Raw genomic sequence first — 21,942 nt, 5'->3', positions numbered from 1 at the left:
CCCGCTTGATTACCACGACCAACCCCGCCACCGGCGAAACCATCGCCACTTACGAAACGCTCGACGACAACGGCATCGACGCGAAGCTGGAAGCGGCGACGCGCACCTACCGCGAATGGCGCACGAGCCCGATCGAGCAGCGGGTGGAATTGCTCTCCGCCCTCGGCGATCTCTACGAAAGCAACAAGGAAGAGCTGGCCCGCCTCGCGGTAACCGAGATGGGCAAGCCGATCACGCAGGCGCGCGGCGAGGTCGAGAAATGCGCCAGCCTGTTCCACTATTTCGCCGAAGCCGGCCCGCCCATGCTGGAATCGGAATTCTGGGAGCTGTCGGACGGCGGACGCGCAGAAGGCCGCTGGCTGCCGCAGGGCCCGGTCCTCGCCGTCATGCCCTGGAATTTCCCTTTCTGGCAGGTAGTGCGCTTCCTTGCGCCGACCATCCTTGCCGGCAATGTCGGCGTCCTGAAACACGCCAGCATCGTGCAGGGCGTGGCGCACCGGATGGAAGAACTGGTGCTCGAGGCTGGCGGGCCGGAAGGCCTCTTCCAGAACCTGTGCGTTTCCTCCGATCCCATCGGCGACGTCATTGCCGACACGCGTATCGTCGCCGCTACACTGACCGGCAGCGAAGGCGCGGGTAGCGCAGTGGCCCAGCAGGCGGGCAAGCATTTGAAAAAGGTCGTACTGGAACTTGGCGGCAGCGATCCTTTCGTCGTCATGCCGTCCGCCGATCTCGACCAGGCGGTGGAGGACGCGGTCTTCGCGCGCATCCAGAATAACGGCCAGTCCTGTATCTGCGGCAAGCGCACCATCGTCCATGCCGACATCCACGATGCCTTCGCCGAAAAATTCATCGCCGCGCTCAAGGACGTTAAGCTCGGCGATCCGATGGATGACGATACCGAGCTCGGCCCGCTGTCGAGCGAGGGGCAGCGCGACACTGTGCTCGACCAGGTCGCCACGGCGAAGGATGAAGGCTGCACACTCCTGTTCGGAGGCGAGAAGCTGGACAGCGAGGGCGCGTGGATGACCGCCGGATTGCTGACCGACGTGCCGCTCGCGAGCGAGACCGGGACCGACGAAATCTTCGGCCCCGTCGGCCAGATCTACAAGGCGAAGGGCATCGAGGAGGCGATCACTATCGCCAACGCCATACCTTTCGGCCTCGGCTCGGCAGTCTGGACCAATGACGACGAAGAGCGCGAGATTTTCGCCAACCGTATCGAAGCGGGCATGACGACTTTCAACGCCGTCAATGGCTCCAAGATCGAAGCGCCCTTCGGCGGCATCAAGAAATCGGGCTTCGGGCGCGAATTGTCGCACCACGGCCTGCATGAATTCATGAACCTCAAGACGCTGGTCTATCCGGCGGAAGGATAATCGAAATGAGCAAGACCATCCTCATCGTCGGCGCATCGCGCGGCATCGGCCTCGGCCTCGCCAAGGAATTCAAGAGCCGCGGCTGGGACGTCATCGCGACCGAACGCTCCACCAGCCACGAGCTGCACGCGCTCGACGACGTGCGCATCGAGACGATGGACGTGACCAAGCCCGAAACCTTCGAGGGCTTCGACACCAAGGTCGATGCGGTAATCGTGAATGCCGGGATCACCGGCGCGAAACACCAGTCGGCCGTCGATGCGACTGCGGACGAGGTGGCCGAGGTGATGATGACCAATGCCTTCGGCCCGGTGCATCTCGCCAAGTCCGTCTTGCCGCATATCGCGGACGGCGGAACGCTTGCCTTCATGACCTCGCTCATGGGTTCGATCGAAGACAGCTCGGGCGGGTTCGAGCTTTACCGCACCAGCAAGGCGGCGCTCAATATGCTGGCCAAGGGCGTTTCGGAGCAGGACGCGGGTCCGCGCGGCATTGCCACGCTCGCGCTGCATCCGGGCTGGGTCCAGACCGACATGGGCGGCCCCAATGCCAAGATCACCGTCGATGAAAGCGTGAAAGGCCTTGCCGATGTGGTCGAGGGCGCCGCGGGGAAGAGCGGCTTCCGCTACGTCGACTACACCGGCAAGGACTTGCCTTATTAAGGCTTAGAAGCGCACGCCGAGCCCGGCGACGACCTGGTCGGTCGTGGCATCGCCCTGGTCGATATCGGCCAGGTTGCTGTAGTTGGACCGGCGATATTCGAGGCGTGCCTCGAACGGTCCGGGAAGCTGGACCTGCAGGCCGCCGCCGAAGCGGAAACCGTCGGCGTTTTCATCGAGATCGGACAGCGATCCACTCTCGGTGAAAGCCGTGGTGTCGAGCGCGGTGTAGCCGGCCTTGCCGTACGCAGTGATGCCAGGCGTCAAGGCGAAACCGGCGCGCGCGCCAATGTAGTACTGGCCGTTAGTTTCCAAGCCCTCGCGCGCACCGCCGAAGCTGTCCGGGAAGCTGGTCGTACCGTCGCTGGTCGAGAGTTCACCTTCCACGCCGACGAAGGCGCTGCCGAGCGAAAGGTCGTAACCGGCAGTGATGCCGTAGACCGCATTGTCGGCGCTGGCCGTCGCGCTGCCGTCTTCGGCATCGACATCGAGGCCTTCATAGCCGCCGATGACGCCGATGTGCAGGCCGCCGGGAGCAGCGTTCTGCGCCTGCGCAACCGACGGAACGGCGATCATGCCTGCGCTAAGCGCAGCCATTGCGAATATCTTCTTCATGGGAATTTCCTTGTTTTGCGATCCCTGTTGAACCGCCCCCTGTCGCCGCGCGGATTGCGCGCGCGTGAACCGCGGCGTCAGGATTGCAGAGCGCTCGACGAACGGTGCCCGCAGCTAGGCGAGGACCCTGCGCAAGGTCGCCAGCAGCGCCTCTTCGTCGGCCTCGGTATTGTAGAGGTGCGGCGTCACGCGCAGCGACTGGCCGCGGGCGGATACGAAGACCTTCGCTTCGCCCAGCTTTTCGGTGAGGCCGTCCGGCAGGCCAGCGGGAAATTCGAGCGAAAGGAAGTGCGGCGCTCGTTTTCCGACAGGGGCGGAGGTTAGACCCAATTCCGCTGCCTTTGCGGCAAGGCGACTGGTCTTGTGCGCAAGGGTCTCCGCGATCGCGCCGACGCCGTGATCCAGCAGGAAATCGAGGGCGGCACCCGCCCCCATCATCGAGGGCGCATTGGACTTCTCGCCCATGTCGAATCGGCGCGCGCCCGGCTGGTAATCGCCGCGATAATCGACCAGCCGGGTGAAATCCTGCGATCCGGCGCGGTTGATCCAGTTCTGCTCGATCGGCCGTCCGCCTTGGTGCTTGGGATCGACGTAAAGAATACCGAGGCCATAGGGGCCCATCAGCCATTTGTAGCAGGCGGCAACCGCGAAATCGGGCTTCACGGCATTAAAATCGATCGGCATCGCCCCCAGCGATTGCGTGAGGTCGAGGACCAGCGCCGCGCCGACACTGCGACATTTCTCGCCCACCGCGACGAGGTCGACCACGCGCCCGTCGGCCCAGTGGCAATGCGGCACGGCAACGATGGCGGTATCCGCGTCGATCGCGTCCAGCACGGCACCGGTCCAGCAGGCATCGGCCTCGCGCCGGACGGCGATCACCTCGCCTCCTTCGCGCTGGGCCAGTTCCTGCCAGGGATAGACGTTGGACGGGAATTGCTCGCCCAGCGTCACAACCTTCCGCCCCTGCCCGAGCGAAAGGTTCGCGGCTGCGACGGCAAGGCCGTAACTGACCGAAGGCACCACGGCGAGATTGTCGGGCGCCGTGCCCACCAAGCGCCCCGCTTTTTCGCGGAAGGTTTCGACCAGCGTGAAGAAGTCCTGCGGGTGGAAATTCCATGGCTGCTCTTTCAGCCGCGCGCCCTCCACCATCGCTGCGCTGACCGCGTGCGACAGCGGCGCCATGTAAGCGCAGTTGAGGTAGCGGACGTCCTCAGGGATCGAGAACAGGTGCCGCTGCGAGGCGATCACCGGATCAGCCCAGCACGCCCGCGCTCGCCAGCACCGCCAGCGTCAGGATGTCGGGCGCGATCGCCGTCATGGGCGCGATCTGGACCGGCTTTTCCATGCCGATCATCATCGGGCCGACAGTGGTTTCCCCGCCCAGTTCGCGCAGCAGCTTGGCCGACAGGTTCGCGGATTGCAGGCCGGGCATGATGAGCACGTTCGCCGGACCCGACAGGCGGTTGAAGGGATAAAGCTCCATCACCTTGGGGTTGAGCGCGGCATCGGGCGCCATCTCGCCTTCGTATTCGAAGTTCACCGTATCGTCTGCATCGAGGATCGCCACCGCATCCCGGATATTGCCAAGCCACTGGCCCGACGGATTGCCGAAGGTGGAATAGGACATAAAGCCGACGCGCGGCTCGTGGCCCATGCGGCGTGCGACCGCAGCAGTCTCGCGCGCGATATGCGCCAGCTGTTCTGCCGTGGGGCGTTCGTTGATGGTGGTGTCGGCAAGGAAGGTGGTGTGGTTCTTGCCGATCATCATGTGGATGCCGAAGGGCACCGCACCGGGCTTTTCGTCCAGTACCCTGCCCACTTCGCGCGCGGTCTGGGCAAAGGTCCGGGTGAGGCCGGAAATCATCCCGTCACCGTGCCCCAGCGCCACCAGCAGGGCGGCGAAGACATTGCGCTCCTGGTTCACCATGCGGGCAACGTCGCGCTCGGTATAGCCGCGGCGTTGCAGGCGCTTGTAGAGATAGTCGACCATGGCCGGGACCTTGTCCGACACCTTGGAATTCTCGATGATCCAGTCGTCGGGATCCTCCACCGCCAGTTCGATCAGCTTTTCGCGAACCTTGTCGGTCCGGCCCACCAGGATCGGCTCGCCATAACCGAAATCGCGGAACTGGATCGCGGCGCGCAGGGCCACTTCCTCTTCCGCTTCGGCAAAGACCATCCGCTTGGGATTGGCCTTGGCGAGGTCGTAGATGTTGGTGAGCGCCGCCGTGGTCGGGTTGAGCCGCGCCTTCAGCTTGTGGCGGTATTCGTCCATGTCCTCGATCGGGGCCTGGGCGACGCCGGAATCCATCGCCGCCTGCGCCACCGCGCTGGAGACGACTTCCATGAGGCGCGGATCGAAGGGTGCGGGAATGATGTATTCCTCGCCGAACTGGTGGGTCACGCCATAGGCGGCGGCGACTTCCTCGGGCACGCGTTCACGCGCGAGTTCCGCAATCGCGCGTGCGGCGGCGACCTTCATTTCCTCGTTGATCGCGGTTGCCTGGACGTCGAGCGCGCCGCGGAAGATGAAGGGGAAGCCCAGCACGTTATTGACCTGGTTGGGATAATCGCTGCGCCCGGTCGCGATGATCGCATCGGGGCGGACCGCCTTGGCGTCTTCCGGCATGATCTCGGGCACCGGGTTGGCCATGGCGAAAATGATCGGCTTGTCCGCCATCTTCTCCACCCATTCCGGCTTCAGCGCACCGGCAGCCGACAGGCCGAGGAAAATGTCCGCCCCGTCGAGCGCTTCTTCGAGGCTGGTTGCCGAAGTCGCGACGGCATGCGCGCTCTTCCACTGGTCGACGCCTTCGCGGCCCGGAGTGATCGGGCCGGACCGGTCGCACACGATGACGTTCTCGTGCGGAATGCCGATGGCCTTGATCAGCGCGGTGCAGGCAAGCGCAGAGGCGCCCGCGCCGTTGACCACCATCTTGCAGTCCTTCAGCTCGCGCCCGCTCAGGTGGCAGGCGTTGATGAGGCCCGCAGCGGCAATGATTGCGGTACCGTGCTGGTCGTCGTGCATGACCGGGATGTTCATGCGTTCGCGCAGCGCCTGCTCGATGATGAAGCATTCGGGCGCGGCGATGTCTTCGAGGTTGATGCCGCCGAAGCTCGGCTCCATCAGGGCAACCGCTTCGATGAACTTGTCCGGGTCTTCCGTGTCGAGTTCGAGGTCGATCGAATCCACGTCGGCGAAGCGCTTGAACAGCACCGCCTTGCCTTCCATCACCGGCTTCGACGCGAGCGCGCCGAGGTTGCCGAGGCCGAGGATCGCCGTACCGTTGGAAATCACCGCCACAAGGTTCGAGCGCGCGGTATATTTAGCCGCATCCTGAGGGTTGGCCGCAATCGCTTCGACCGGAGCCGCCACGCCCGGCGAATAGGCGAGGCTGAGATCGCGCTGGCTCGCCATGGGCTTCGACGCGATGATCTCGATCTTACCGGGACGGATCGTCTCGTGATAGAACAGCGCCTCGCGCGTGGTGAATGCGGTCGGTTTTTCGTCGGCCATGAAAGTCCCTGTGTCGGCTATTGCCTTCGCCCTAAGGGCATTTGGCGACAAGTCATAGGGGGAAAGACGCTTTGCGCCGCTTCCCGAATCGCGCGGCTCCCAGCTACGGCATGGGCATGGCCGGCAAACCCACCCCGATGATGGAACAATACCTCGCGCTCAAACGCGAAGCGGGCGACGCGCTCCTGTTCTATCGCATGGGCGACTTCTTCGAACTGTTCTTCGACGATGCGCGCATTGCGGCGGGCGTGCTCGACATCGCGCTGACCAGCCGCGGCGAGCATGGCGGGGAGCCGGTGCCGATGTGCGGCGTGCCGGTCCATTCGGCGGAAGGTTACCTCGCGCGCCTGATCAAGGGCGGGTGCCGGGTCGCGATTGCCGAGCAGACGGAAACTCCCGACGAGGCGAAGGAACGCGCCAAGCGCGAAGGCAAGCCGGTGTCGAAAGCGCTGGTGGCGCGCGATATCGTGCGCTTCGTCACGGCCGGCACCCTGACCGAAGAAGCCCTGCTGGAGCCGCGCCGCGCGAACCTGCTGGTCGCGATTGCGCCGGTTCGCGATGCGATCGGGCTAGCGTCCTGCGACATCTCCACCGGCCGTATGGAACTGGAAGAATGCGCGCCCGACCGGCTCGATGCGGCGCTGGCGCGCTTGGGCGCGAGCGAAGTGGTCGCCCCCGAGGATTGGGAGCCAAACTCCGAGGACGTGATTGCCCGCCCCCGCGCCGATTTCCGCAGCGAGGATGGCGAAGCGCGGTTGAAGGATCTGCACGGCGTCGCGACGCTGGACGGCCTCGGCGATTTTACGCGTCCCATGCTGGCGGCGGCGGGCGGGCTTATCGCCTATCTCGACCATGCGGGGCGCGGCCAGCTGCCCTTTCTCCTGCCGCCGGTCGCGCGCGGATCGGGCGCGCATCTCGCGATGGATGCGGCAACCCGCACCAGCCTCGAAATCCTTGCTGCACAGAACGGCGGGCGTGAGGGCAGCCTCATTGCCTGCGTCGATCGCTGCGCCACCGGGGCCGGTGCGCGGCAACTGGCCGAAGACCTGTCCGCGCCCTTGGCCGACCTTGGCGCGGTCGAGGAACGGCTCGCCGCCGTCCATCACTTCCACGCCGACCCTCTGCTGCGCGCAGACCTGCGCGCGATCCTGCGGCAGGCTCCCGATATCGGGCGCGCATTGGGTCGCATCGTGGCAGGGCGCGGAAGCCCGCGCGACCTGGGCCAAATCCGCGACGGCCTCTCGGAGGCGCGCCGCGTGAGAGACATGCTTTCGCAAAGCGCGGACCTGCCCCCGCTGCTCGAAAGGATGCTCGGCGCGCTTGGCGGACATGGTGCGCTAGTCGACCATCTGTCGCGCGCACTCGTTCCGTCCCCGCCGACGGAACGCAGCCAGGGCGGTTTCATCGCCGAAGGCTACGACCACGCGCTCGACGCGCTACGGGAAACCAGCGGCAATGCGCGGCGCGCGATTGCGGCGCTGGAGGCGAAGTATCGGGAGGAAACCGAAACCGCCTCGCTCAAGATCAAGCACAACAAGGTGCTCGGCTATTTCATCGAAGTGCCTACCAAGCACGGTGACAAGCTGATGGCGCCCGACAGCGGCTTTGCGCATCGCCAGACGATGGCCGGCGCGGTCCGCTTCAATTCGGTGGGCCTGCACGAAGAAGCCAGCCGCATCGCCGAGGCCGGCGCCCATGCCCTCGCCGCCGAGGACGCGCATTTCGAGCAGCTGGTGGGTGAAGTGTGCACCGACCGCGAAGCCATCGCCGCGACTGCTGCCGCGCTTGCCCGAATCGATGTGTCCGCTGCGCTGGCGGAACGCGCGGTAGAGGGCGACTGGTCGCGGCCCGAGATGCTGGACGAGCCCTGCCTCGAAGTGACCGGCGGACGTCACCCGGTCGTGGAGCAGGCGCTGGCCAAGGCGGGCGAACGCTTCGTCGCCAATGACTGCACGCTGGGGCAGGACGACCGGCTGTGGCTGATCGGTGGCCCGAACATGGGCGGTAAATCGACTTTCCTGCGGCAGAATGCGCTTATCATGTTGCTGGCACAGGCGGGCAGTTTCGTCCCCGCGACCTCTGCAAGGATCGGCCTTGCCGACAGGCTGTTCAGCCGCGTCGGGGCGAGCGACAATCTGGCGCGCGGGCGCTCCACCTTCATGGTCGAAATGGTCGAGACTGCTGCGATACTGAGCCAGGCGACGGATCGCAGCTTCGTCATCCTCGACGAAGTCGGGCGCGGCACGTCGACCTATGACGGCATGGCGCTGGCGTGGGCCGTGGTCGAGGCCGTGCACGAACAGCTCGCCTGCCGGTGCCTTTTCGCAACGCATTATCACGAGCTGTCGCGCCTTGCCGACACCTGCGACGCGCTCAGCCTCCACCATGTCCGTGCGCGCGAATGGAAGGGAGACCTTGTCCTCCTTCACGAGCTTGCAAAAGGTGCGGCGGACCGCAGCTACGGCCTTTCGGTGGCCAAGCTGGCTGGTGTCCCTGCCCCTGTCATCAAGCGCGCGAAAGCCGTGCTCGACAAGCTGGAAAAGGGCCGCGCAGAAACGGGCGGACTTGCCGCAGGGCTCGGCGACCTGCCCCTGTTCGCCGCTAGCGTGGAAGCTGCCGGAGAGCAGGACGATGGCCTCGGCGCGCTGATCGATGCCATCGACGTCGACGCGCTCAGCCCGCGCGAAGCCCTTGAAAAACTCTACGAGCTGAAGGCGCAAGCGGCGGAAAGAAAGGTTTAACCGGGGCGGCGCTATAGTTGCTTCCCATGGAAACCAGCGTCTTTACCAAACAGCGCAAGAAGCTCATCATGATTGGGCTGTTCCTGCTGTCCGTCGTCTTCATGGTCGGCCGCGAGGAAGACCCGGGTATGCTCCAACAGATTGCAGAGCAGACGGGCGAACAGACGCAAGGTCCGCCGGTCGCACAACCCGGTGCACCCGTGCAGCAACAAGCGTCCGCGCCGCGCTCGCAGGTCCGGCAGGACCCCGCGCTGGACGACTGGTATGCTCAGGCAGGCACGCTCAATGCGCCGATGGAACCCTCGCCGCAGGACAACAGCTGGCTGATCAACGACACCGAGCCGCTCGTTTCCACCGAACCGGTCGGTTGAGCGACCGGGGAACCTGCGCCTTCGCCATTCGCTGAAACTGAATGGCACAGGACGATCCACCCAAAGATACCGACAAGAGCACCGAGTGGGCAGAGTTCCGCACGGACCTTGCCGAAGACCGCAACATCATGGCGATGGAGCGCACCTTCGCCGGTTGGATGCGCACGGCATTCGCGGCGATCGGTATCGGTCTTGGCTTCAGGGCCGTGTTTGGGGAATTCCAGCCGCCCTGGCTAGCCAAGGCAATCGCGACGATGTTCATCGTGGGTGGTGCATGGCTCGCCGTCACGGCGGAAAGGCGCGCATGCAAGACGCTCGCCCGGCTCGATCCGCACGAGTTCGAGGCGATCAGCACGCCGAATTTCAAGGTAATGGCCTATGCCGTCGCCACAGGCTCCGCGATACTTGTCGCGGGCCTGTGGATCCTCAATGACGGCGATCTGGCCGGTTAGGTGCCGTCGCCGCGCAGGCCGTCGGGCTTGTGCTCCTTGCCGTACTTATCGACATTGTCGTCGTGGTTCGGTTCGCCGCGATAGGCGTCCATGTCGATCCGGCCCGAACTTTCCATGTCGCGCATGTGATCGATGGTGTCCTGCGTGGAATCGCCCATCAGGCCCGACTTGTTGTCGCTCTTTTCGCTTTCGGTCGGCGAAGTGGTTTCCGTCGTCACCTGCTGCGCCTGTTCGGCCACTTCATGGGCCTGGTTGCGGTGATCGTCCTGTTCGTCGTTATGCGTTTCGGGCGCGAGGCCCGACTGGCGCATTTCCTGGCTCTCTGCCTTCGTATCGGTCATGCAAAATCTCCTTTGCACAACCAACGGGCGGCGAGGCTGGGAGGTTCCTAGCGCGTGGGGATCGGAGCCTCGCCCGCATAGTCGTAGAAGCCGCGACCGGTCTTGCGGCCGAGCCAGCCGGCTTCGACATATTTCACCAGCAACGGAGCCGGACGATACTTGCTGTCGCGCGTGGTGCGATAAAGGACCATCAGGATGTCGAGACAGGTGTCGAGACCCACGAAATCGGCCAGCTGCAGCGGTCCCATCGGGTGGTTGAGGCCGAGACGGCAGCCCTTGTCGATGTCTTCGATGCCCGCCGTCGACTGACCAAGGACGAAGATCGCTTCGTTGATCATCGGCAAGAGGATGCGGTTGACGACGAAGCCCGGCTCGTCCTGGCTCAGCACCACTTCCTTGCCCAACGCTTCTGCGAAGCCGCGGGTGCGCGCGGTGGTTTCCTCGCTGGTGGCAAGGCCGGGAATGACCTCGATCAGGCCCATCACGGGGACGGGATTGAAGAAGTGCAGGCCGATGAAACGCGCCGGGTCGGGCGAATAGTTCGCCATGCGGGTGATCGGGATCGAACTCGTGTTCGACGCCATGATCGCATCGGCGCGCAGTTTCTCGCCCGCCTTTTCGAAGATCGCCTGCTTGATCTCTTCCTTCTCGGTCGCCGCCTCGATGATCATCTCGGCCTCGTCCATGCGCGCATAGTCGCCGACCGGCGTGATCCGGCCCATGGTCGCTTCGGCATCCGCGATTTCGATCTTGCCGCGCCCGACCAGCTTGCCGAGGGCCTTGTCGATCTTGCCGACGGCAGCCTCTGACACGTCCAGGTTCACGTCGGCGAGCAGCACCTGCATACCGTGCTGCGCAATGGTCTGCGCAATGCCGGAGCCCATCTGGCCCGCACCGATGATGGCGATCGTCTTGCTCACGTGATTTTCCCTTCGCAGATGCAGCAAAGGCGCTGCACTAGCGAGAAGGAAGGCCGCTGGCTAGCGCGGCTTCAGCGATTTGCGCCGGGAACCCACTTCACATCGTCCGCGCCGTTGGAATTGGCCACGCGGGCGAGGACGAAGAGATAGTCGGAGAGCCGGTTGATATAGGCCAGCGCCTGCGGATTGACCGCCTCGCCGGCGGCAAGTGCAACGCAGGCACGCTCTGCCCGGCGGACGGCCGCGCGCGCCACGTGAAGGCGCGCCGAGGCTTCACTACCACCGGGGAGCACGAAACTGGTCAGGGGTTCGAGATGCGCGTTGGCTGCATCAATAGCCTCTTCCAGCCATGTCACCTGCGCGGCGACGATCCGCAGCACCATTTCCGAAGGCGCGAAATCATCGCCCTCTTCGGCAGGTGTCGCAAGGTCGGCACCGAGATCGAACAGATCGTTCTGGATGCGGAACAGCGCCTGTGCATGCTCGCTATCCACCAGGGCGACGGCTGAATGGCCGAGCGCGCTGTTCGCCTCGTCCACCACCCCGATCGCGTCCATGCGCGGCGCGTGCTTGGCAACGCGTGAGCCGTCGACGAGGCCGGTCGACCCGTCATCGCCGGTGCGCGTGTAGATCTTGTTGAGCTTGACCACCCCTGACCCCGCCTGGCCGGATCAGGCGGCGACGGCGAGCATGATCGCCATGATCACGATGGCTACCGCCTGCCATTTGACGCGCGCCATCATCGCCTTGTTCTGCTTCAGCTGCATTTCGGTGGCGTCCACCTGCTCGCCGCTCTGCAGATCGATCTTGGTCGATTGGAGGAAGGCCACCACGCCGCGAACGAGGGACACGACGACCATGATCATGGCCGCGAGGATTAGGATGACGAAGACAGTGTTCATGGGGCCTACCTAGGTACTGACGAGCGAAATTCCAGTTGGAAACTCTTCAGCGCGCAGCGCGCCGGCAAGTTCCCGCCCGTCCTCGCCCGCAAGGCGGCGATCGGCGAGGCTCGGCGATCCGCGCCGCTTGGCCAGCTTCTGCCCGGTCTCGTCGACCAGAATCGGATGGTGGTGCCATTCGGGCACCGGCAGGTCGAGCAGCGCCTGCAGCACCCGGTGCACATGGGTGAGGGCAAACAGGTCCTGCCCGCGTGTGACCAGTGTCACCCCGTCCGCCGCATCGTCGAGCGTCATGGCAAGATGGTAGCTGGCGGGTGCGTCCTTCCTCACCAGTACGACATCGCCGAAGGGGCGCGGGTCGGCCATGATGAGACCGGCAAGCTCGTCCTCCCAGAAAATCTCGCCCACTTCGGCCATCGCGCGGTCCACGTCCAGCCGCAGCGCGGCAGGCTTTTCGGGATCGAGCAGGCGGCCCTTGCAGGTGCCGGGATAGATCGCGCCCTCCGGTCCGAAGCGCGGCTCCGCCGCCTGGATATCGGCACGCGTGCAGGTGCACGGGTAAAGCAGGCCGCGATGCAGCAGCTCGCGCGCGGTCTCTTCATAACTCGCCAGCCGGGTCGATTGCGCGGGCACTTCTTCCCATTCCAGCCCCAGCCATTCGAGGTCGGCGCGGAATTCGTCGGCCAGTTCGGGGCGCGAGCGTTCGCCGTCGATATCCTCAACCCGCAGCAGGAAACGCCCGCCCCGCTCGCGCACCAGATCGTGCGCCACGATCGCCGCATAGGCGTGGCCGAGATGCAGCGAACCATTGGGGCTTGGGGCGAAGCGGGAAACGATCAAGTGACGGGACTCGCTGGATAAGCTTGTGGATAGCCTGTCTGTAACAGTCTTGACCCTTTTGTTTGCAAGTGCATTCTCAACCTCATCGGGGAGGGACGCGCACGTGTCTACGACTGATGTTCAAGGCTGAGTTACTCGAACGCGCGGCTCGTTTCCGCAGCGCCGACGAGGATCCGACACGAAATCTGGAATCGTGTCCCTCGCTCGTGCTCAATGCGGATTACACGCCGCTATCCTATTATCCGCTGAGCCTGTGGCCCTGGCAGACCGCGATCAAGGCGATCTTCCTCGACCGGGTGGACGTGATCGAGACCTATGAGCGCGAGGTCCATTCGCCCAATCTCGATATGAAGATCCCCAGCGTGATCGCGTTGAAGCAATATGTGAAACCGTCCGAATTTCCGGCCTTCACGCGCTTCAACCTGTTCCTGCGCGACCGCTTTTCCTGCCAGTTCTGCGGCGACATGAACAACCTGACCTTCGACCACGTCGTGCCGCGCCGCCTGGGCGGCAAGACGACGTGGGAAAACATCGCGACCGCCTGCGCGCCCTGCAACATGAAGAAGGGCGGCCGCACGCCGAAACAGGCGGGCATGACGCTCTATCACGAGCCGATCCGGCCGACGCACTGGCAATTGCAGCAGCACGGCAAGATGTTCCCGCCCAACTACCTGCACGAAACCTGGCGCGACTGGCTCTATTGGGACATCGAGCTGGAGGCGTGAGCTTGGCGACATTGCCAAGCCGCTGGTCGCTGGCTGCGGCCTGTGCCGCCCTTGCCCTCGCCAAGCCGGTTGCGGCGCAGGAGGGTGCTGCGCCATCAGAGCCGGAAACCCCCGCCGCCTATGTCGAGCATGCGCTGGACCTCCTCCAGCGGTTCCACATGAATCGCGAGCAGGTCGATTGGGATGCAATGCGCAGAGCCGTCATGGTGCTGTCCGCACACGCACAAGCCCCGCGCGACACGCATTCCGCCCTGCGCGCAGCGGTGGTCGCGATGGGGGACAATCATGGCTACCTCTACGTACCCCAGCCGCGCCTGCAATCGACTGGGTGGTCCGGCAAGGACGCCGCCGCGCCGCCCATGCCCGAAGGAAAGGCGCTGGAAGGCGACATCGCCTATCTCATGCTCCCCCGCCTGACGACGGTGGGCGGGAACGAGGATGTCGGCGCGCAATATCGCGATGCTCTGGTCCAGACCGTGCAGCGGCTCGATCCGTCGGCCCGCTGCGGCTGGGTGATCGACCTCGCCCGGAACTCGGGCGGGAATATGTGGCCGATGCTCAACGGGCTGGACCCGCTCTTGGGCAAAGGGCCGTTCGGCTATTTCGTCGGCATCGAGGGCCGCGCAGCCTGGATCAGGGGCGAAGAGGCGATCTCGTCCCAGAGCGGCGCTGAAGCCGATACGGGCGAACCGAAATACGCGATCGCCAATTCCGACGCGCCGATTGCCGTCATCTTCGGACCGCGCACTGCCAGCACCGGAGAGATGGTCGCCGTTGCGCTCGCCGGGCGCACCGGCAGCCGCAGTTTCGGGGCGCGTTCGGCCAATTACACCATGGCGGTCCGCCCCTTCGAACTGAGCGACGGCGCCGTTCTCGGCGTCACCTCGAGCAAGGTCGCCTATCGCGACGGCACTGTGATCGAAGGCCCGCTGGTCCCCGACGAGGAGGTCGAGGGCGACGCCCTCGAACCGGCGCTGGAATGGCTGCGTGGACGGTGCGGGTCGGCGGCCGGCCAACCAACCGGCTAGGTCCTTTAAGGTGTGCCGCTATCATTAGTTCCAGACGTCGATTGATCGCACGATAATCCGGCGTCTTCGCGGAGATTCGGGACAGGATACGCGGAACTGTCCTGCTGGGGAACAAGCGCACCTTTCTGCTTCAATGGGAGATAGTAGTAGGACACTCTGTAGAAATGGAACAAGCACTGGATCGACCGAATGTCGGAATGCGGGGGAAATTGTTCGAGGGTTATGCCCCCCAGTTCCTGTGTCTTTTCTCTCTTATGCTCACCCACTTCCTGATCGCTGCGCATTTCACCTCGCGAACAATACAGGATTTGCTACCGCTCAAATTTTTCGGCGAGGTCATGGTATTAGGAACGCTGCCTGTTCTCGCACTAATATTACTGTGTGCAATAAAAATAACAGTCCGACAGATCGACAAACCGACGATTACGCTAGTTCGTCTCGTCTATTCAAATCGTAGCTGGATTCTGCGATCGCTGCTCTTGTTCGCGATAATGCTGCCTACCGCTCAAGCCTTCGTTGCGCTCAAGGTTGCCATACCTTCAATCGTTCCATTCTACGCCGACCCCTATTTGGCGGCATTAGATCGTATGTTGTTTCTTGGTATCGACCCTTGGCGCTTTACGCACGCAATTTTCGGTCTGCCGGCTACCGTAGTCATTGATTGGGTATATGCGTCCTGGGGAGGAGTGGCGACTGCAGTCATGCTTTGGGCGGCGTTCGACCGTGACCCGCAATTTCAAATCAAGGCAGCATTTTCGCTGTTTCTCACTTGGGCCGTGCTCGGAAACGCCCTCGCCATCGCGCTGTCATCGGTGGGTCCGATCTTCTACTACGATTTTTATGGCGCGACGACCTTCGCACCATTAATGGAAATGTTGCCGGAATCCCTTATCCTGCACGATGCGCGCAACTTCCTCCTCGAAAGCCTTGGCCAAGGCAATTTCGGTTCTGGTATCAGCGCCGCGCCATCCCTTCATGTCGCGGTGACATGCCTTTTGTTCTTAATGGTCCGAACAAAATTTCGAAATCGGTGGGTAACAAGCTTCGCGGCAACCTATCTGGTATTGATCTTTATCGGCTCGATACATCTTGCATGGCACTACGCGCTGGACGGAATTATCTCGCTTTTTGCTGTGCCGTTAATCTGGCGTTACGCTGTCCGTTCGCAGGCGCAAACGTCCGCTTCCGATCAAATACAAGCCGTCAGGTAACTGCCGCGCGCTCCTGGAATTCGGCGCGTTGCCATTCTCCGCTGTCCAGCACTTCGGCTAAGTGCCTTGCAGCTTCGGCCATGTCTTCGAAGCGTAGGTAAGCCGGAGCGAAGCCGAAGCGCAGGATGTCCGGATCACGGAAGTCGCCGATCACGCCGCGCGCGATCAGGGCCTGGCAGATGGCGTAAGCCTCTTCATGCCGGAACGAGAGCTGGCTGCCCCGCTCCGCCGGGTTGGACGGGCTGACGAGTTCCATTTCCACGCCGTTTTCCGCGAGGCACTGGCGGAAGAATTCGGACAGCTTCTGCGATTTGGCATAGAGCCGCTCGATCCCGATTTCTGCGATGAGATCGACGCCGACCTCCAGCGCCACGAGCCCGAGAATTCCGGGGGTGCCGCACAGCAGGCTGTCGACCCCGGCGGCTGGCGTGTAGTCGTCGCTGAAGGCGAAGGGCCTTGCATGCCCCATCCAGCCAGAAAGTGGCTGGCGAAGTGCGGAGTCCTCTACATTATCGGCTATATGGTGTTCAGTCGCGACGAAGGCATATGCAGGCGCTCCGGGGCCTCCGTTGAGATATTTGTACCCGCAGCCGACGGCGAAATCCGCTTTGCAATCAGCAAGATGCACCGGAAGAGCCCCGCCCGAATGGGACAGGTCCCACAGCACCAGCGCACCCTTTTCATGGGCCGCGCGGGTCAGTGCCTCCATATTGAATAGCTCACCGGTCTTGTAATGTGCATGGGTGAGCAGCAGCAGGGCCACGTCCTCGTCGAGCGCCTCGAGCAATTGGTCGCGCTCGACCAGCCGACGCTCCGCAAGCCCCTGTTTTTCCAGCCCTTCGATCATGTAGACGTCGGTCGGGAAATTGCCCGGCTCGCTCAATACGACCTTGCGCCCTGGCCGCATCGCGAGGGCTGCAGAAATCAGCTTGTAGAGGTTCACCGAAACGCTGTCGCACGCGATGACCTCGTGCGGCTGCGCGCCGATCAGCGGTGCGATCTTGCCGCCGACACGCTGCGGAAGGTGGATCCAGTCGGCGCTGTTCCAACTGCGGATGAGGTTGCGGCCCCATTCCTCGCGCACCACCTGCTCCAGCCGCGCCGGCGTGGCGCGTGGCAGGCAGCCGAGGGAATTGCCGTCGAGATAGACAACACCTTCGGGCACATCGAACCGCTCGCGAAATTGCGCCAGCGGATCGGCGGCATCGAGACTACGTGCGCGCTCAAGCATCCGGGATTTCCCGCAGAATTGCGCGGGTCAGGCCAGCATCCCCGCCCCCGACCTTGAGCGGGAGGGCGATCAATTCGTACCGCCCCTCCTCCACCCCGTCGAGCACGAGGCCTTCGAGGATACGCATCGCATTCTTCGCCACCGCCTTGTGGGCATCCATCGTCTTGGAATCCTGCGGATCGACGCTCGGCGCGTCCGTGCCGATCAGCTTTACGCCTTGCAGCGCCAGCCACTCGATCGCCTCTGACGAAATCGGTGTCCAGTCGCTGCGCCATTCGTCATGCGGGAAGCTGTCCCAGGTGCGGAAGAGCACGCGGTCGACGCTGTCGAGGTGCGGAAGATCGGCGACGTCGATTTCGCCGGAAACGCCGCGGGCATCCACAACAAGGCATTGCCCGATGAAGGGGTCGAGCTCCATGCTCGCGGCATCCATTCCGTCGGCGGAATAGTGCAGCGGCGCGTCGGCATGGGTGCCGGAATGCGTGGTCATCGTCATCTTGCCGACATTGACCGGAGAGCCGTCCTCCATCCGCCACGTCCGCTCGAAACCGAACTCGGTATCACCCGGCCAGACCGGCAGTCCGGGGCGCAGGACCTGGCTGATATCGAAGATCCGGAGCGAACTGCGCCACGAACTCATATCGCGGTCCTCACGCTCAGCAATTCGGGGAAAAAAGCCGCTTTCAGCACGCCGGCGAGGTAGGGCACGCCCGGCGTGCCGCCAGTGCCGCGCTTGAAGCCGATGATCCGCTCAACCGTCTTGAGATGGCCGAAACGCCAGCGCTGGAAATGGTACTCCAGGTCGACCAGCTTCTCGGCCAGTTCGTAAAGGTCCCAGTGCTCCTTGGGCGAACGGTAGATTTCGGCCCATGCCGCCTCGACTTCGGAGGAATGCTCCCATGCGGCTCCGACATCGCGATCAAGTACTGCGTCCGGAATGGCGAAGCCGCGCCGGGCGAGCAGCGCGACGACTTCGGCATAAATGCTCTTGCGCTCCATTTCCGCGCGCAAATCCGCCGCCACTTCGGGCGTCGCTTCGTGCATGGTGATCATGTCCGGATTGCGCCCGCCGAGAAGGAATTCCATCATGCGGTATTGCGCGCTCTGGAAACCACTCGACCCGCCGAGATGGGGGCGGATGGTCGAATAATCGTGTGGCGTCATCGTGCTGAGCACATCCCAGCTCTGGATCAGCTGACCTTGCGCCCGTGCCACCCGTGCCAGCATCTTGAACGAGGGCCTGAGGCGATCCTCGACAATGCAATCGCGCGCCGCGAAGAGCTCGTGCAGGCACAGCTTGAGCCACAGTTCGCTGGCCTGGTGGACGATGATGAACAGCATCTCGTCATGCGCATCCGAGGAAGGATGCTGGGCGGCGAGTATCCGATCGAGGTCGAGATAGCTGGAATACGTTACGTCCTGCGTCATGCGCCCTGCCTTATGGCTGGGACGCACAAGGCGCAATGGTCGCAACCGAAACTACTGATCGATGACCCGCGTTTCAGGGTGGTGCTTGTCGAGGTGCTTGCGGATGGTGCGCAGGTTCTTGGTGTTGGACCGGTAGAGCACGTCGAACGCGTCGCCGATTAGCGGCACTGCACCGACTGCCGTGTCGAAACCGACGCGGCCGAGCATGTGCCAAAGCTTCCATTTCGGCAGGCCGAGATTGCGCGCTTCCCACACGATATAGCTGCCCATTGCGGCGGTAATGATATCGCCTACCACCGGAACAAGGCCCACGATCGTGTCGAGACCGATGCGATAATTCGTGCCCGGCAGGACCATGCTGCGTTCGAGGATCATTTCGAGCGCTTCGACCCTGCGCCGGATCGATTGCGGATCGCTTCCGGTGGGCAAATCGAAGGCAAAACCCTGCGCATATGCGCGATTTTCGGTGCGATCCTGGCCGCCCTGATAGGGCTCTATCGGAGTGAGGCGATTGTCTTCCATTACCCCTAGATGGGCGCGCGGGTGAGCGGGAACAAGGGATGGAAGGCCCACGGGTTCTCGGAAAAGCCTTCTACATCCGAGCGCACCTGCGCCCAGCGGATCGGCGCACCGAGCGGAATATAGTAGTTTAGCGAGGTCAGACTTTGCTCCGCTTCGATGAGGTAGGACGCTTCCTCGTCCGGGCTCTGGGCATCGACCGATAGCGAAACGAGGAAGTCGACATCTTCCGAGCAGACCTGCGGCGAAACCTTGCAATTGAACTGGTTCAGGAACCAGCGGGTACCGGCGAACCGCGCAACGCGGTCCCGCAGGACGAGATCTGCCGAACGGCGGTTCTCGGCGCGCTCGGCCGCGATCCCGACCTGCCCGAGGTCAGCGCTCAGACGCTCGAACAATATGTCGGAACCCGGGCCGTCCGGCAGGGCAATGGAGATGCTGGGCGCCCGGCCATTGGCATTGGTCCACGTCGAGGCGCGTTGAGCCGCCCTGCTGCGGCGCTGGTCGAGCGACAACCCGTCCCACCGCGCCGGGGCCCGGGCGACAGTCGCGGGCAAATCGTCCGGCACGATGCGGTTCGATGCATTCCAGCCCTCGATACTGAGCGCACTGGCAATCGCGCCGCGGTCGATGGCGAGCGCGATTGCTTCACGGTTCTCGCTCGATGCGAGAAAACCCTCGCGGCGGATGACGTCAAAGCCAAGCAGTCCGACCGCAGAGTCGAGCCTTACGCTGGCGCGAGCGAACGTACTGGTGGATGCAAGGGGCAAGTCCTGCATTCGCCCGCCAAGCATGAGGTCGTACCGGTTCTGCGCGAAACCCTGTGCCGCCTCTTCAGCGCTCACCGATTGGAAGCGGATAGAGCGCAAGCCTTCTTCCCAGTCCTGCTGCGGCGGCAGGCCGCGTTGTTCGGGCGGCATCACTTCGAGATTGACTGCATCGTCCGATCTCGCCGCTACCAGCGGTCCCGTGCGCGCGAATTCTCCGGCAATCCCGAGTTCGGGCTGTGCGAGCAGCTGCAGGAGGCCGGGCATCGCGCTTTTGAGGCGGATTTCGACCACCCTCCCGGTCATCGCACGCACATCGGCAACCTTGGCAAGGTCCAGCCCCAGGCTCGTCCCCTCGAGCCGGGATAATGTGCGGACCAGCGAATCCCTCACACTATTGGCGGTGAGGCGCGAGCCGTCCGGCAAATCGAACTCGGTGATCCTGAAGATATAGCTCTTGCCATCGTCGGTGACGATCCAGCGTTCGGCAATGGCGGGCACCACCTGCCCGTCGGAGTTCAGCCTGACCAGGCCCTGGTGCGTAGCGGCTCGGATATGCTGGGCTGCCGGCCCGATCCGCAGGCCGGTCTCGAAGGCATCGGATGGCGCACCGATAAATGCGACATCGACGACTCCGTCATCCTCGCGATTGTCGCAGGCGGCCAGTGCCAGGATTGCGATAAGGGCTGCCGGGAAACGCATGACGCTGGGTTAGCAGCGACACGGTTTCACGCAAGCCGGTCAGATTTTACGCAGTCCGTTGCCGTATTGCGCGAATTTGCCGACCGGACGAGCGTAGCGGGGCGCTTCGGACTCTGACTGGACAGGCTGCGCCCGCGCGGCTTTCGAATCGATGTCCTGTTCGAACGCGATGCCCATGCGGTTACCCTGCACCCATGCGACAGTGCCGCGCACGGGGTGGATGTTCCGCAGTTCGACGACCACGCGGTCTCCGCGCGACAGCATAAGGAGGCCTTCCGCCATCATGCCGCCGTCCGACAGGTTGCGCACCTTCACGCGCGACATTTCGTTCGCGCTGTCCAGGCGGATTTCCGCCGTCAGGAAAAGGCTATCCCGATTGAGATGTCGCGTGTCGATCGAAGACAAGGCCAATCGCTCCAAGGCTGCTCGTTCCAGGCACGGCGAAGTGCCATGCGTCGTAACGTCGCAAGCTAGCGATTGCCCGTGAAGAAATGGTTACCTCGCCCGCAAGATTTGCGCGGCAAGTCAGGTGTCGCGCGAGATCTTTTCGCGGCGCTCGTGGGCGGTCTGCGCTTCCACGGTCATGGTAGCTACCGGCCGCGCGATCAGACGACGCAAACCGATGGGATCGCCCGTCTTTTCGCAATAGCCGTACTCACCCTCGTCGATCCTGCGCAGCGCCGCATCGATCTTGGAGATGAGCTTGCGCTGGCGATCGCGGGTGCGCAGTTCGATGCCCCAGTCGGTTTCGGACGATGCGCGGTCGTTGAGATCGGGTTCGCGGATCGGACCGTCCTGAAGCGACTGCAGCGTCTGTCCCGCTGCATCGTGGATGGACTTCTTCCAGTCCAGCAGCAACACGCGAAAGAAGTCGAGCTGCCGTTCGTTCATGTACTCTTCGTCGTCTGACGGAACATAATTGTCGTCGACGGCGGCTTTCGCCTTTGCAAGTTTTTCGGAGACACTCGAAGCCGAAGTGGCCATTGATCCCGTATTCCTTCTACCCAAGGTACTCGAAGCTGCTCCTACCCGCCGGGCCGAATTTTTCCGGTCCCGTGCTGCTTCCTAGATGGCGCGGCCTATAGGTCGCAGCTTGGCGCCGCACAAGGAGCAATCCGGAGACTTCCAGAGCCCTGTGGCAAATTCGACGCATCGAAAGCGCAGATGCATGAAACCGCGTTAACCTTTTATTGACCATAAAGGCCGAGGACTGTCCTCACCCGGCGGGGGGCCGGGGCAATGGGGGAAGTTCGAAATGACCGTACTCACGAGCATCGAAGGCGGCGCAGGCCGTATCGACCAGACCAATGAAGGCGTAGCCACGATCGCCGAATGCCTCTCGCAGTATGCCAAGGGTAGCATCGACGCGCTTTACGATCTGGGTGTCGCTTTCTCGACCGGAAGCCACGGTGTCGTGTGCGACATGATCGAAGCGCACAAATGGTTCAATATCGCTGCATCCAAGGGCCACGAAGAAGCGGCCTGGTGCCGTGCGGACGTGTCCGACGAAATGACCGCCCGCGAAATTTCCGAAGCCCAGCGCCGCGCTCGCCAGTGGCTCAGCGAAGGACAGCGCAAGGTCGCCTGAACG

The 21,942-nt window shown here is 63.4% G+C and carries 24 protein-coding genes; 9 read left to right on the top strand and 15 right to left on the bottom strand.

Translation table 11 applies throughout. The features are described from left to right. Window positions 1–5 precede the first annotated feature (5 nt). On the top strand, window positions 6–1,379 hold the full coding sequence (locus tag BM173_RS03660) for an NAD-dependent succinate-semialdehyde dehydrogenase (protein WP_090477370.1): 1,374 nt from the start codon (window positions 6–8) through the stop codon (window positions 1,377–1,379). Window positions 1,380–1,384: 5 nt separating this feature from the next. Then, window positions 1,385–2,041 carry an SDR family NAD(P)-dependent oxidoreductase gene (locus tag BM173_RS03655; RefSeq protein ID WP_090477368.1) on the top strand — a complete coding sequence of 219 codons (657 nt, stop codon included), beginning with the start codon at window positions 1,385–1,387 and terminating at the stop codon, window positions 2,039–2,041. A gap of 3 nt (window positions 2,042–2,044) precedes the next feature. Here BM173_RS03655 and BM173_RS03650 read toward each other — a convergent pair whose 3' ends face one another. The 3 genes from BM173_RS03650 to BM173_RS03640 all read right to left on the bottom strand — a co-directional run bounded on the left by BM173_RS03650 (window position 2,045) and on the right by BM173_RS03640 (window position 6,173). Continuing rightward, entirely contained in the window at window positions 2,045–2,653 is a 609-nt protein-coding gene (locus BM173_RS03650) for an outer membrane protein (protein ID WP_090477366.1), read from the bottom strand. 114 nt (window positions 2,654–2,767) lie between these two features. Then, on the bottom strand, window positions 2,768–3,904 hold the full coding sequence (locus tag BM173_RS03645) for an aminotransferase class V-fold PLP-dependent enzyme (RefSeq protein ID WP_245755743.1): 1,137 nt from the start codon (window positions 3,902–3,904) through the stop codon (window positions 2,768–2,770). 4 nt (window positions 3,905–3,908) lie between these two features. Then, entirely contained in the window at window positions 3,909–6,173 is a 2,265-nt protein-coding gene (locus BM173_RS03640) for an NADP-dependent malic enzyme (protein WP_090477364.1), read from the bottom strand. Between the two features lie 116 nt (window positions 6,174–6,289). On the opposite strand from BM173_RS03640, the gene mutS reads away from it, so the two are divergent. From mutS to BM173_RS03625, 3 genes are read left to right on the top strand one after another with little or no spacing between them, the layout of a single operon-like run. Further along, on the top strand, window positions 6,290–8,914 hold the full coding sequence (mutS, locus tag BM173_RS03635; RefSeq protein ID WP_090478474.1) for a DNA mismatch repair protein MutS: 2,625 nt from the start codon (window positions 6,290–6,292) through the stop codon (window positions 8,912–8,914). 26 nt (window positions 8,915–8,940) lie between these two features. After that, window positions 8,941–9,285, top strand: coding sequence for a hypothetical protein (locus BM173_RS03630; RefSeq protein WP_090477362.1), 345 nt, complete (start codon window positions 8,941–8,943; stop codon window positions 9,283–9,285). A gap of 41 nt (window positions 9,286–9,326) precedes the next feature. Next, the gene (locus BM173_RS03625) at window positions 9,327–9,737 is read left to right on the top strand and encodes a YidH family protein (RefSeq protein WP_090477360.1); all 411 of its coding nucleotides are present in this window, start codon (window positions 9,327–9,329) and stop codon (window positions 9,735–9,737) included. On the opposite strand, the gene BM173_RS03620 is transcribed toward BM173_RS03625, so the two are convergent. From BM173_RS03620 to gluQRS, 5 genes are all read right to left on the bottom strand, one after another. Continuing rightward, window positions 9,734–10,078 carry a hypothetical protein gene (locus tag BM173_RS03620; RefSeq protein WP_090477358.1) on the bottom strand — a complete coding sequence of 115 codons (345 nt, stop codon included), beginning with the start codon at window positions 10,076–10,078 and terminating at the stop codon, window positions 9,734–9,736. The two genes, BM173_RS03625 and BM173_RS03620, sit on opposite strands and share 4 nt — an antisense overlap. A gap of 47 nt (window positions 10,079–10,125) precedes the next feature. Then, the gene (locus BM173_RS03615; protein WP_090477356.1) at window positions 10,126–10,998 is read right to left on the bottom strand and encodes a 3-hydroxyacyl-CoA dehydrogenase NAD-binding domain-containing protein; all 873 of its coding nucleotides are present in this window, start codon (window positions 10,996–10,998) and stop codon (window positions 10,126–10,128) included. A 71-nt stretch (window positions 10,999–11,069) separates the two neighbouring features. Next, entirely contained in the window at window positions 11,070–11,648 is a 579-nt protein-coding gene (locus BM173_RS03610; protein WP_090477355.1) for a cob(I)yrinic acid a,c-diamide adenosyltransferase, read from the bottom strand. Between the two features lie 21 nt (window positions 11,649–11,669). Then, on the bottom strand, window positions 11,670–11,900 hold the full coding sequence (locus BM173_RS03605) for an HIG1 domain-containing protein (RefSeq protein ID WP_090477353.1): 231 nt from the start codon (window positions 11,898–11,900) through the stop codon (window positions 11,670–11,672). Between the two features lie 9 nt (window positions 11,901–11,909). Next, a complete protein-coding gene (gene gluQRS / locus BM173_RS03600; protein ID WP_090477351.1) occupies window positions 11,910–12,740 on the bottom strand; it encodes a tRNA glutamyl-Q(34) synthetase GluQRS in 831 nt (276 codons plus the stop codon). Window positions 12,741–12,856: 116 nt separating this feature from the next. Here gluQRS and BM173_RS03595 point away from each other — a divergent pair, with 116 nt between their 5' ends. The 3 genes from BM173_RS03595 to BM173_RS03585 all read left to right on the top strand — a co-directional run bounded on the left by BM173_RS03595 (window position 12,857) and on the right by BM173_RS03585 (window position 15,704). After that, window positions 12,857–13,465, top strand: coding sequence for an HNH endonuclease (locus BM173_RS03595; RefSeq protein ID WP_090477349.1), 609 nt, complete (start codon window positions 12,857–12,859; stop codon window positions 13,463–13,465). A 2-nt stretch (window positions 13,466–13,467) separates the two neighbouring features. Further along, window positions 13,468–14,493, top strand: coding sequence for a S41 family peptidase (locus BM173_RS03590; protein WP_090477347.1), 1,026 nt, complete (start codon window positions 13,468–13,470; stop codon window positions 14,491–14,493). Window positions 14,494–14,657: 164 nt separating this feature from the next. Then, entirely contained in the window at window positions 14,658–15,704 is a 1,047-nt protein-coding gene (locus BM173_RS03585; RefSeq protein ID WP_090477345.1) for a phosphatase PAP2 family protein, read from the top strand. On the opposite strand, the gene kynU is transcribed toward BM173_RS03585, so the two are convergent. From kynU to dksA, 7 genes are all read right to left on the bottom strand, one after another. Next, the gene (kynU, locus tag BM173_RS03580; RefSeq protein WP_090477343.1) at window positions 15,697–16,935 is read right to left on the bottom strand and encodes a kynureninase; all 1,239 of its coding nucleotides are present in this window, start codon (window positions 16,933–16,935) and stop codon (window positions 15,697–15,699) included. The two genes, BM173_RS03585 and kynU, sit on opposite strands and share 8 nt — an antisense overlap. Continuing rightward, on the bottom strand, window positions 16,928–17,575 hold the full coding sequence (gene kynB / locus BM173_RS03575; RefSeq protein ID WP_090477341.1) for an arylformamidase: 648 nt from the start codon (window positions 17,573–17,575) through the stop codon (window positions 16,928–16,930). Before kynB ends, kynU begins: the two co-directional genes overlap by 8 nt. After that, window positions 17,572–18,363 carry a tryptophan 2,3-dioxygenase gene (locus tag BM173_RS03570; RefSeq protein ID WP_090477339.1) on the bottom strand — a complete coding sequence of 264 codons (792 nt, stop codon included), beginning with the start codon at window positions 18,361–18,363 and terminating at the stop codon, window positions 17,572–17,574. The genes kynB and BM173_RS03570 overlap by 4 nt, the downstream gene beginning before the upstream one ends. Window positions 18,364–18,414: 51 nt before the next feature. Next, window positions 18,415–18,885, bottom strand: a complete 471-nt coding sequence (locus BM173_RS03565; RefSeq protein WP_090477337.1) for a DUF4112 domain-containing protein — start codon at window positions 18,883–18,885, stop codon at window positions 18,415–18,417. Between the two features lie 5 nt (window positions 18,886–18,890). Next, window positions 18,891–20,351, bottom strand: coding sequence for an ABC transporter substrate-binding protein (locus BM173_RS03560; protein WP_090477335.1), 1,461 nt, complete (start codon window positions 20,349–20,351; stop codon window positions 18,891–18,893). A gap of 39 nt (window positions 20,352–20,390) precedes the next feature. After that, window positions 20,391–20,756, bottom strand: a complete 366-nt coding sequence (locus tag BM173_RS03555) for a PilZ domain-containing protein (protein WP_090478472.1) — start codon at window positions 20,754–20,756, stop codon at window positions 20,391–20,393. 120 nt (window positions 20,757–20,876) lie between these two features. Next, window positions 20,877–21,335, bottom strand: a complete 459-nt coding sequence (gene dksA / locus BM173_RS03550; protein WP_090477333.1) for an RNA polymerase-binding protein DksA — start codon at window positions 21,333–21,335, stop codon at window positions 20,877–20,879. A 271-nt stretch (window positions 21,336–21,606) separates the two neighbouring features. Between dksA and BM173_RS03545 the strand changes: the two genes are divergently transcribed. Further along, window positions 21,607–21,939, top strand: a complete 333-nt coding sequence (locus tag BM173_RS03545) for a sel1 repeat family protein (protein ID WP_090477331.1) — start codon at window positions 21,607–21,609, stop codon at window positions 21,937–21,939. Window positions 21,940–21,942: the final 3 nt, after the last annotated feature.

The organism is Qipengyuania nanhaisediminis (assembly GCF_900115585.1).
In the GTDB taxonomy this organism is placed as follows: Bacteria; Pseudomonadota; Alphaproteobacteria; order Sphingomonadales; family Sphingomonadaceae; genus Qipengyuania; species Qipengyuania nanhaisediminis.
Note: the sequence above shows the minus strand (reverse complement) of the source record. Positions and strands in the feature narration are given on the sequence as shown.

What these genes read in the sequence shown, in the direction of transcription:
- BM173_RS03655 (WP_090477368.1), top strand. Translation starts at nt 1,385, where the DNA reads ATGAGCAAGACCATCCTCATCGTCGGCGCATCGCGCGGCATCGGCCTC.
- BM173_RS03650 (WP_090477366.1), bottom strand. Translation starts at nt 2,653, where the DNA reads ATGAAGAAGATATTCGCAATGGCTGCGCTTAGCGCAGGCATGATCGCC.
- BM173_RS03640 (WP_090477364.1), bottom strand. Translation starts at nt 6,173, where the DNA reads ATGGCCGACGAAAAACCGACCGCATTCACCACGCGCGAGGCGCTGTTC.
- mutS (WP_090478474.1), top strand. Translation starts at nt 6,290, where the DNA reads ATGGCCGGCAAACCCACCCCGATGATGGAACAATACCTCGCGCTCAAA.
- BM173_RS03630 (WP_090477362.1), top strand. Translation starts at nt 8,941, where the DNA reads ATGGAAACCAGCGTCTTTACCAAACAGCGCAAGAAGCTCATCATGATT.
- BM173_RS03625 (WP_090477360.1), top strand. Translation starts at nt 9,327, where the DNA reads ATGGCACAGGACGATCCACCCAAAGATACCGACAAGAGCACCGAGTGG.
- BM173_RS03620 (WP_090477358.1), bottom strand. Translation starts at nt 10,078, where the DNA reads ATGACCGATACGAAGGCAGAGAGCCAGGAAATGCGCCAGTCGGGCCTC.
- BM173_RS03605 (WP_090477353.1), bottom strand. Translation starts at nt 11,900, where the DNA reads ATGAACACTGTCTTCGTCATCCTAATCCTCGCGGCCATGATCATGGTC.
- BM173_RS03595 (WP_090477349.1), top strand. Translation starts at nt 12,857, where the DNA reads ATGTTCAAGGCTGAGTTACTCGAACGCGCGGCTCGTTTCCGCAGCGCC.
- BM173_RS03585 (WP_090477345.1), top strand. Translation starts at nt 14,658, where the DNA reads ATGGAACAAGCACTGGATCGACCGAATGTCGGAATGCGGGGGAAATTG.
- kynU (WP_090477343.1), bottom strand. Translation starts at nt 16,935, where the DNA reads ATGCTTGAGCGCGCACGTAGTCTCGATGCCGCCGATCCGCTGGCGCAA.
- kynB (WP_090477341.1), bottom strand. Translation starts at nt 17,575, where the DNA reads ATGAGTTCGTGGCGCAGTTCGCTCCGGATCTTCGATATCAGCCAGGTC.
- BM173_RS03570 (WP_090477339.1), bottom strand. Translation starts at nt 18,363, where the DNA reads ATGACGCAGGACGTAACGTATTCCAGCTATCTCGACCTCGATCGGATA.
- BM173_RS03565 (WP_090477337.1), bottom strand. Translation starts at nt 18,885, where the DNA reads ATGGAAGACAATCGCCTCACTCCGATAGAGCCCTATCAGGGCGGCCAG.
- BM173_RS03560 (WP_090477335.1), bottom strand. Translation starts at nt 20,351, where the DNA reads ATGCGTTTCCCGGCAGCCCTTATCGCAATCCTGGCACTGGCCGCCTGC.
- dksA (WP_090477333.1), bottom strand. Translation starts at nt 21,335, where the DNA reads ATGGCCACTTCGGCTTCGAGTGTCTCCGAAAAACTTGCAAAGGCGAAA.
- BM173_RS03545 (WP_090477331.1), top strand. Translation starts at nt 21,607, where the DNA reads ATGACCGTACTCACGAGCATCGAAGGCGGCGCAGGCCGTATCGACCAG.